The sequence below is a fragment of the Bradyrhizobium sp. KZN70725 genome (assembly GCF_055264925.1).
In genome coordinates, this window is sequence record NZ_JBUYWT010000114.1 from 1 (window position 1) to 8,796 (window position 8,796).

8 protein-coding genes are annotated in these 8,796 nt (G+C 65.4%); 1 reads left to right on the forward strand and 7 read right to left on the reverse strand.

Features of this window, described 5'->3' with window-relative positions; translation table 11 throughout:
• The first annotated feature begins 402 nt into the window (after positions 1 to 402).
• Positions 403 to 1,509: a hypothetical protein gene (locus ACZBJS_RS41315; RefSeq protein WP_463440219.1), complete on the forward strand. Its 1,107-nt coding sequence runs from the start codon at positions 403 to 405 to the stop codon at positions 1,507 to 1,509.
• Positions 1,510 to 1,568: 59 nt separating this feature from the next.
• On the opposite strand, the gene gmk is transcribed toward ACZBJS_RS41315, so the two are convergent.
• The 7 genes from gmk to fabD all read right to left on the reverse strand — a co-directional run bounded on the left by gmk (position 1,569) and on the right by fabD (position 8,406).
• The gene (gene gmk, locus ACZBJS_RS41320) at positions 1,569 to 2,222 is read right to left on the reverse strand and encodes a guanylate kinase (RefSeq protein ID WP_463440220.1); all 654 of its coding nucleotides are present in this window, start codon (positions 2,220 to 2,222) and stop codon (positions 1,569 to 1,571) included.
• 3 nt (positions 2,223 to 2,225) lie between these two features.
• Complete coding sequence (locus ACZBJS_RS41325) at positions 2,226 to 3,113, reverse strand: YicC/YloC family endoribonuclease (RefSeq protein ID WP_141343071.1); 888 nt, start codon at positions 3,111 to 3,113, stop codon at positions 2,226 to 2,228.
• Between the two features lie 212 nt (positions 3,114 to 3,325).
• Positions 3,326 to 4,576 (reverse strand): endolytic transglycosylase MltG, encoded by a 1,251-nt coding sequence (gene mltG, locus ACZBJS_RS41330; protein ID WP_463440221.1) that lies wholly within the window; start codon positions 4,574 to 4,576, stop codon positions 3,326 to 3,328.
• A gap of 226 nt (positions 4,577 to 4,802) precedes the next feature.
• Entirely contained in the window at positions 4,803 to 6,068 is a 1,266-nt protein-coding gene (fabF, locus tag ACZBJS_RS41335) for a beta-ketoacyl-ACP synthase II (protein WP_057019881.1), read from the reverse strand.
• Between the two features lie 96 nt (positions 6,069 to 6,164).
• A complete protein-coding gene (locus ACZBJS_RS41340; RefSeq protein ID WP_002716125.1) occupies positions 6,165 to 6,404 on the reverse strand; it encodes an acyl carrier protein in 240 nt (79 codons plus the stop codon).
• Between the two features lie 289 nt (positions 6,405 to 6,693).
• Positions 6,694 to 7,431: a 3-oxoacyl-[acyl-carrier-protein] reductase gene (fabG, locus tag ACZBJS_RS41345; RefSeq protein WP_463440222.1), complete on the reverse strand. Its 738-nt coding sequence runs from the start codon at positions 7,429 to 7,431 to the stop codon at positions 6,694 to 6,696.
• Between the two features lie 21 nt (positions 7,432 to 7,452).
• Positions 7,453 to 8,406 (reverse strand): ACP S-malonyltransferase, encoded by a 954-nt coding sequence (gene fabD / locus ACZBJS_RS41350; RefSeq protein WP_141343069.1) that lies wholly within the window; start codon positions 8,404 to 8,406, stop codon positions 7,453 to 7,455.
• Between the last annotated feature and the right edge of the window lie 390 nt (positions 8,407 to 8,796).

Below are 8,796 nucleotides of genomic sequence, written 5' to 3' on the forward strand. Positions count from 1 at the left end.
GCCGCGTCGCTCAATACCAAACGGTCCATCACACCCAAAGCGGCCTCCCCAAAAGCAGCCTTGAATCTGATTTGCTCCTAAAAGGGAATCCTTAGAGTCCACACCACCTAGAGCATGATCCGGAAGAGCGTGACGCGGTTTTCCGAAAGATCACGCTGAGACATGACGTCCCGCCGGTGCTGCTACCGCCAGCGGGACGCGGCCGCTCCGATGGAACCTGACGGTCGAACCAAGCCATCGTTCGGTTCACGTTCCGCGGCCTCGGGCTCGCCGCAATTGCGGCACGCCGCGAGCCCCAATTAAGCCCCACCCGTTCCGGATTTGCGGCGCATTGCGACCCAACTCTTTGCCGAGATTGGGATCTCCAGCGTTTGCGTTAAAAAAGAGATACCGGGGACGCGTATGTCAAATCGTTCAGCGAAATTCGCTGCGGCGCTTGCCGCCAGCATCCTGGCCGGCGCCAGTTGCAGCGCCATGGCCCAGACCGCCGCCAATACGGCCAATAGCACTAACAACACGGCGGACACCTGCCTGGCCGCGCCCAAGGGAACCGCGCCTGCGGGAAGCCACTGGTTCTACCATCTCGATCGCAGCAAGAAGAAGTGCTGGTATCTCGGCGAGGCCAAGAACGAGGCCAAGAACAAGGCCGCCAAGACGGCGACGACGAGCACGCAGCAGCCGCCAGCGGCAGCAGCGCCCGATACCACAACGGCCGACGCGACGCCGCCACAGAGCCAGCCGACGCCGCAGAGCCAGCCCGCGCCGCAGCAGCCGGCGATGCGCAGATCAGTCGCCGATGCCCATGCCGAATGGCCCTCGCCCCAGGTCGCAGCCGTACCTGCGCCAAGCGCCGACGCCGGCCAGGCCGGCGGAACGGCAGCGACGCCCGACCCGGCAGCCACGCCCACCGGTACCAACGCGCAGCCGTCCGACGTGAACGCCAGATGGCTGGATGCATCGAGCATGGCCGGAACCAACGGAACCAGACGCGCCGCAGACCAGCCGACCGCGGTTGCGCAGGCAGACACGACGCCGCAACCGGCGGCCGCGCCGGCGCCTGCCGCCCCCGCCACGGCCGAAGCGTCCGTGGAGAAGTCACCGTCGTCGACGCAGATGCTGCTGATCGTGATGGTTGGAGCCCTGGCGCTGGCCGGCCTGGTCAGCACGCTGGTGTTCCGGCTGACCCGCAGGCGCTCGGCGCCCTACCAGACCGAGGACGAGTGGCAGGCGCCGTGGGATTCGCTGCACACCGAACCGGCGCCCCCGATGGCAGTTGTCAGCCGGGATCGTCCGCTGCGGCTGTCCGAGGCTGCGCCGCGCCGCGCCGAGACGCCCGTTCCGCGCCGTGCGGAGACGCCCGCTCCACGTCGCGCGGAGACGCCCGCTCCACGCCGCGCCGAGAAGCCTGCTCCACGTCGCGAGACTACGCGTGATCGGGATCAAAGGGAGCAAGACAACAAGCAGATCGCCGCGATGCTGCAGCGGCTTGCGCGCAGCGCGACGAACTAAGGTCCGCTTAGGAAAAAATGCAAACGGACGTGATGCGCTCGCATCACGTCCGCAACGCGCTACTTCTCGAGCTGACGCTGCAGGCCGCGCACGAATTCGGTAAGGCCGGTGCGGCGCTCGCGCTTGAGGCGCTCGGCCTTCAGGATCGACTGCACCTCGGCAAAGGCATCGTCGACGTTGTGGTTGACGACGATGTAGTCGTATTCCGCCCAATGGCTCAGCTCATGACTGGCGCGGCTCATCCGTCCGCGGATGACCTCTTCCGAATCCTGCGCCCGGGTATGCAGCCGCCTCTCGAGATCGGCGGCCGACGGCGGCAGGATGAACACCCGCACCACATCGGCGCTGGCTTTCTGGTGGAGCTGTTGCGTGCCCTGCCAGTCGATATCGAACAGAACATCCTGCCCCACCGCTAGGGCGGCCTCGACCGGCGCACTCGGCGTGCCGTAGCGGTTGTCGAATACGGTGGCCGATTCGAGCAGTTCACCGTGCTCGACCATCTTCTCGAACTTCTTCTTGTCGACGAAGAAATAGTCGCGGCCCTCGACCTCGCCCGGCCGCATCGGCCGCGTGGTCGCCGACACCGACATCTTCAGGCCCGGCTCGCGTTCAAGCAGCATGCGAGACAGCGTCGTCTTGCCGGCGCCCGACGGCGACGACAGGACGAACATCAGTCCGCGCCGCTCTACGCCGTCAAAACCCTGCGCCGTCATCATTCACTCCAGATTCTGGACCTGTTCGCGGAACTGCTCGACCACGTTCTTCATTTCAAGCCCGGTGTTGGTCAGCTCGACGTCGTTCGACTTCGAGCAGCAGGTGTTCACCTCGCGATTGAATTCCTGGGCGAGGAAGTCGAGCCGGCGCCCGACCGGACCGCCCTTGCCGATCATCTCGCGCGCCTGGGCGATGTGCGAGGCGATGCGGTCGAGTTCCTCGCGGATGTCGGCCTTGGTGGCGATCAGGATCGCCTCCTGGTTCAGGCGGTCGGCATCGAAGCGGTCGGACGTCTCGAGCAGGGCCGCGATCTGCTCGGCCAGCCGCGCCTTGATCGCCTCGGGCTTGCGGCCGGGAGCGGTCTCGGCGCGCCTGGCGAGCCGCTCGACCTCGTCCATCCGCTGCATCAGGATCTGCCCCAGCGCATCGCCCTCGCGGCGGCGCATCTCGACAAGGCTGCCGAGCGCCTGCTCGAAGGCCATCGCCGCCGCCTCGCGCGCCGCCTTGTCCTCGTCCTCGTTGCTCTCGGGCTCGACCACCTCAATGACGCCCTTGATGCCGAGCAGTCCGTCGATGCTCGGCGCCACCGCGTCGATCCGCTGCGCGAGCGTGCCGGCGACCTTCACCACGGCGGCGAGCACGTCCTCATTGATCCGGATCGTCTGCGCCGCGTCGGTGCGCTTGACGCTGAGATTGGCGTAGACCGTGCCGCGCGACAGCAGCTCGCCGGCCCGCTTCTTGGCAAGCGCTTCCAGTTCGTCCCAGCCCGGCGGAAGCCGCAACCGCAGGTCAAAGCCCTTGGCATTGACCGATTTCAGCTCCCACTCGAACGTATAGGGACCGCTTGCGCCATGGCTTCGGGCAAAGCCAGTCATGCTCGACAGCGCCATCGCGTGAACTCTCCAACAGAAGGATATGGGACTCACCCGGAGCCTGCGAGACTCGTGGGGAGCCGGTGCGACCTTAAAACGGATTCCGTGAAAGTGGAATTACGTTCCACCACCGGAAAATGCAGAGCTACAGCATGATCCGGAAAAGTGTATGGCGGTTTTCCGAAAGATCATGCTCAAACAAGAAGCTAAAGCGCGATGACGATCGCGCTTTAGCGCTGCACCACCGGCGGCGAATTGGTCTGTCGGGCTGCGCCCTGCCGACCGCGCGGCGGCTTCTTTTGATTGGTGGGCTTCGGCGTCGTCGCCGTGGGATTGGTGTCGGCGCCGGGCGTCGCGGCGGCGGGCGCCGGATCATCCGCGGGCTCGACGGTGTCGTTCTGGATCTGCTTTTCCGACGCGCGCAGCTTGGCGACGTTCTTCGCGTGCTGGTCGTAGGTTTCGGTGAAGGCGTGGCCGCCGGTTCCGTCAGCGACGAAGAACAGGTCGCGGGTGCGCGCCGGGTTTGCGGTCGCCTCCAGCGAGGCGCGGCCGGGATTGGCGATCGGTCCGGGCGGCAGGCCGTCGATCACATAGGTGTTGTAGGGCGACGGCTGCGTGATTTCGCTGCGCTTGATCGGACGGCCCAGCGTTCCCTTGCCGCCCACTAGTCCGTAGATGATGGTCGGATCGGACTGCAGCTTCATCCGCTGGCGCAGGCGGTTCACGAACACGGCGGCGACGCGGCTGCGCTCGTCGGCGCGGCCGGTTTCCTTCTCGACGATCGAGGCCAGCGTGACCAGCTGGTCCGGCGATTTCAGCGGCGTGTCGGTGTTGCGGCGTTCCCAGATTTCGGCGAGCACGCGCTTCTGCGCCTGCTGCAGGCGCTGGATCACCTGGTCGCGCGTGGTGCCGCGCGGGAATTTGTAGGTCTCCGGCAGCAGCGTGCCCTCGCGCGGGATCTCGCGCACCGAGCCGGTGAAGATGTCGTTGTCGGAGAGCCGCGTCACGATCTGCTCGGACGTCAGGCCTTCCGGTATCGTGATGGCGTGCTGCACCACCTTGCCGTCGACGATGGTGGCGATGACGTCGCGCAGGCTGGCGTTCTTCTGGAACGAATATTCGCCTGGCTTGAGATCGGAGCTTGCCTTCAGCGCGAACACGCCGCCGATGAAGACCCACGGATTGACGTTGATCACGCCCTCACGCGAGAGCACGTCGGCAATGTCACGCTTGCCGGCGCGCGCCGGGATGTTGACGATCTTGTCTTCCTGCAGCGGTCCCGGCGATTCCAGCGCCTGCTTGCCGTAGTAATACGTCGCGCCGGCGCCGATCATCAGGATGATCAGGATGGTGAAGATGGCATTGCCGACGATCACGAAGGGATTGCGGGCGCGATCCGAGCGCTTGGGCGGCGGCGGAAGCTGTTCGGGCTCCAGCGCGGCGCGTGGACTCCTCGGTGAAATGGGCGGCCTCTCACTCATCGATGCAAACCAATATCCTGCCGGTTGAATCGTGGCCGGACAAACCCCTGCCCTGCCAATAGCATACGCCCGCTATTAGGAGTCACCGCGGAATACGGCAAAACGGTGGACTAGTTCTAAAGTCCCGTTCCGATCGAATCGAAACGGGACTTTGGATTCTCTTTTTCGACGCGTTTTCTTCACGCGAACCGGCACCCACTTCGCTCGAAAACGCCCTAACGACCTACTAATTGGTCACGCGCTGCACGATCACGGAAGCGTTTGTGCCACCGAAACCGAAGGAATTGGACAGCGCCACATTGACGTCACGCTTGCGCGACGTATGCGGCACAAGATCGATCGCCGTTTGCACCGATGGGTTGTCGAGATTGATGGTCGGCGGCACCACGTTATCGCGAATCGCCAGGATCGCGAAGATCGCCTCGATCGCGCCGGCCGCACCGAGCAGATGTCCGGTCGCGGACTTGGTCGACGACATCGAAACCTTCGAGGCCGCATTGCCGAGCAGACGCTCGACCGCGCCGAGCTCGATCTCGTCGCCGACCTGCGTCGAGGTGCCGTGCGCATTGATGTAGTCGAGGTCGGATGCCGCGAGGCCGGCGCGCTTCAGCGCCATGGTCATGCTGCGGAAGCCGCCATTGCCGTCCGGCGGCGGCGAGGTGATGTGGAAGGCATCGCCCGACAGGCCATAGCCGGTGACCTCGGCATAGATCTTCGCGCCGCGGCGCTTCGCGTGCTCGTATTCCTCCAGCACGAGGACGCCGGCGCCCTCGCCCATCACGAAGCCGTCGCGATCCTTGTCGTACGGCCGCGATGCCTTTTGCGGGGTCTCGTTGAAGCCGGTGGACAGCGCACGCGCCGCGCAGAAGCCGGCGATGCCGATGCGCGAGATCGGCGATTCGGCGCCGCCGGCGACCATCACCTCGGCGTCGCCGAGCGCGATCAGCCGCGCCGCGTCGCCGACCGCATGCGCGCCGGTCGAGCACGCCGTGACCACTGCATGATTGGGCCCCTTCAGGCCGTGCTCGATCGAGACGTAGCCGGAGGCCAGATTGATCAGGCGGCCCGGAATGAAGAACGGAGAGACCCTGCGCGGTCCGCGCTCCTTCAGCAGCACCGCAGTCTCGGCAATGCCGGTGAGGCCGCCGATGCCGGAGCCGATCATCGTGCCGGTGGCGAACTGGTCCTCGTCCGACTTCGGATGCCAGTCGGCATCGTCCAGCGCCTGCTTGGCCGCGCACATCGCATAGACGATGAAGTCGTCGACCTTGCGCTGGTCTTTCGGCTCCATCCACTGATCGGGATTGAAGGTGCCGCCAGTGCCGTCGCCACGCGGAATGTAGCAGGCGACCTGGCTCGGCAGGTCGGACACGTCGAACGTGTCGATCTTCTTGCCGCCGCTGTCTCCGGCGAGGATGCGCGCCCAAGTTGCGTCAACGCCGCAGCCGAGCGGTGTAAGCATGCCCAGCCCCGTGACGACAACTCGTCTCATTTCCACCTCTCCGGCCAGCAATGCGCGGCTGATAATAAGAAGCCGGGGGACCGCTCGATCACGGTCCGTCCGGCCCCGTCAACTTCGCGATCGGCGTCAGCTCTTCGCGTTCTTCTCGAGAAACTTGGTCGCGTCGCCAACGGTCAGAATCGTCTCCGCCGCGTCGTCGGGAATCTCGCAACCGAATTCTTCTTCGAATGCCATCACGAGCTCGACGGTGTCGAGGCTGTCGGCGCCGAGGTCATCGATGAAGCTCGCGCTATCGACCACCTTCTCGGGTTCGACACCAAGGTGCTCGACCACAATCTTCTTAACCCGCTCGCCAATCTCACTCATCGTTCAACCTCGTTGTTCCATTGGACCCGACCCCAAGACGATACGAGCCATCGTGGTCGTCTCGATTACTCAGTCGCGCATAGTCTTGATTCGGCCCGGTCGTAGCCGATTAAAGCCCCGGCGAACGGCAGGCGTCGCCACGCCAATATACAGGGTTTCAAAATCCTGCAATGGCGTTCTTCGCCCATCCACGGGGGCTTCAGCTACCATACTTCCAAAGCCTTGACTACACGCCTGAACCGGCTCCCGAAAACGGCTTTTCGCCGCATTGCGAGAGCCGGCCAGTAGCTCAAATCATAGCCATCCCGCCGTTGACGTGGATCGTCTGTCCGGTGACGTAGGCGGCCTCGTTCGAGGCCAGATAGACCGCCGCGGCGGCGATGTCCTCGGGCGTTCCGAGCCGCGCCGCAGGAACCTTCGCCAGGATGGATTCGCGCTGCTTGTCGTTGAGCGCATCGGTCATCGGCGTCTTGATGAAACCCGGCGCGATGCAATTGGCGGTCACGCCGCGCTTGGCGTATTCGGCGCCCAGCGTCTTGATCAGGCCGATGATGCCGGCCTTCGACGCGGTGTAGTTGCCCTGCCCCGGATTGCCGGTGACGCCGACGATCGAGGTGATCGCGATGATGCGGCCGAAGCGCTTGCGCATCATCAGCTTGGTCGCCGCGCGCGCCAGGCGGAACGTCGCGGTCAGGTTGACAGCGATCACGTCGTCCCAATCCTCGTCGCGCAGCTGCACGAACAGGTTGTCGCGGGTGATGCCGGCGTTGGCGATCAGGACGTCGACCTGCCCCATCGCAGCTTCCGCTGCCGGCACCAGCGCCTCGACATCATCCTTGCTGGAGAGATTGCACGGCAGGACGTGCACGCGCTCGCCGAGCTTGGCCGCGAAGCCGTCCAGCACCTCGCGCCGCGTCCCCGAGATCGCTACCGTCGCGCCCTGCGCATGCAGCGCCTGCGCGATCGCGCCGCCGATGCCGCCGGTTGCGCCCGTGACGAGCGCCGTCTTGCCAGTCAGATCAAACATCGAATTCTCCTTCCGGCTGCTTCAAGCCGAAGCTGCGAGCGCGTCCTTGGCCGCAGCGATATCGTTCGGACCGCCGACGGACACGCCGACCGCGCCGTCGGCAATGCGCTTGACGAGGCCGCTCAGCACCTTGCCGGCGCCGATCTCGAAGAACCGCGTCACGCCCTGCCCTGCCATATAGGCAACCGACTCGCGCCAGCGCACGGTGCCCGTGACCTGCTCGATCAGGCGGCGGCGGATCTCGTCGGGATCGGTGATGGCGGAGGCCAGCACGTTGGAGACCAGCGGCGCCGCGGGCGCCTTGATGGTCACCCCCGACAGCGCCTCTGCCATCGCATCGGCCGCCGGCTGCATCAGCTTGCAATGGAACGGCGCCGACACCGGCAGCAGCATGGCGCGCTTGGCGCCCTTGGTCTTGGCAATTTCGACCGCGCGATCGACGGCGGCCTTGTCGCCGGAGACCACCACCTGGCCGCCGCCATTGTCGTTGGCGGCCTGGCAGACTTGTCCCTGCGCCGCCTCGTTGGCGACCGCCACGGCGGTTTCGTAGTCGAGACCGAGCAGTGCGGCCATCGCACCGACGCCGACCGGCACCGCCTTCTGCATCGCGAGCCCGCGGGTGCGGAGCAGCCGCGCGGTGTCGCTGACGGAGAGGCTCCCGGCGGCGGCCAGCGCCGAATACTCGCCGAGCGAGTGTCCGGCAACAAAGGCCGCATTGCGGCCGACCGAAAAGCCGGCCTCGCTCTCGAGCACGCGCAATGTGGCGATCGACACCGCCATCAGGGCGGGCTGGGCATTTTCGGTGAGCTGCAATGTCTCGCCGGGACCATCCCAGATGATCGCGGTCAGCTTCTCGCCCAGCGCGGAATCGACCTCGTCGAACACCGCCCTGGCCGCCGGAAAGGCGTCGGCCAGGGCCTTGCCCATGCCAACCGCCTGCGAGCCCTGCCCGGGAAACGTAAATGCTGCCGTCATCGGCGATCCCTACCTTGTTGAGCGTGATCTCCGCGCAGGCGCTTTACGCCTGCCGCAGGGGAAAACGGTATCCGCGTCGCGCAAAACGCGCCACAGCGGGTCCGGGCCAATCCCTTGCAACCAAGCCTTGGCAATCAGGCCTTGGCAACCAAGCCTTGGCAGCCCAGGCTTGGCAGCCCAGCCTTGCAACCGGCCCCGGACCGGGCCGTAAGACACTGACGGAGGCGGTGCTGTCAAGCCGCGCCAGAGGAACCCTGGGGATGCCGGTCCCGGCTCCGGGCTAGTGTCCCGAATCCGAAGTTCGCATCATTTGCCGCACCTTCGGAGCGAACTTCGGATTCGATAAGGACACTAGCAAACTTATGATTCTAGTGTGCTTTATGAATGCGA

Bases quoted from the DNA above. Each gene is read 5' to 3' on its own strand.
- fabG (WP_463440222.1), bottom strand. From the start codon at position 7,431: ATGTTTGATCTGACTGGCAAGACGGCGCTCGTCACGGGCGCAACCGGC.
- gmk (WP_463440220.1), bottom strand. From the start codon at position 2,222: ATGACGGCGCAGGGTTTTGACGGCGTAGAGCGGCGCGGACTGATGTTC.
- ACZBJS_RS41340 (WP_002716125.1), bottom strand. From the start codon at position 6,404: ATGAGTGAGATTGGCGAGCGGGTTAAGAAGATTGTGGTCGAGCACCTT.
- ACZBJS_RS41315 (WP_463440219.1), top strand. From the start codon at position 403: ATGTCAAATCGTTCAGCGAAATTCGCTGCGGCGCTTGCCGCCAGCATC.
- ACZBJS_RS41325 (WP_141343071.1), bottom strand. From the start codon at position 3,113: ATGGCGCTGTCGAGCATGACTGGCTTTGCCCGAAGCCATGGCGCAAGC.
- mltG (WP_463440221.1), bottom strand. From the start codon at position 4,576: ATGAGTGAGAGGCCGCCCATTTCACCGAGGAGTCCACGCGCCGCGCTG.
- fabF (WP_057019881.1), bottom strand. From the start codon at position 6,068: ATGAGACGAGTTGTCGTCACGGGGCTGGGCATGCTTACACCGCTCGGC.
- fabD (WP_141343069.1), bottom strand. From the start codon at position 8,406: ATGACGGCAGCATTTACGTTTCCCGGGCAGGGCTCGCAGGCGGTTGGC.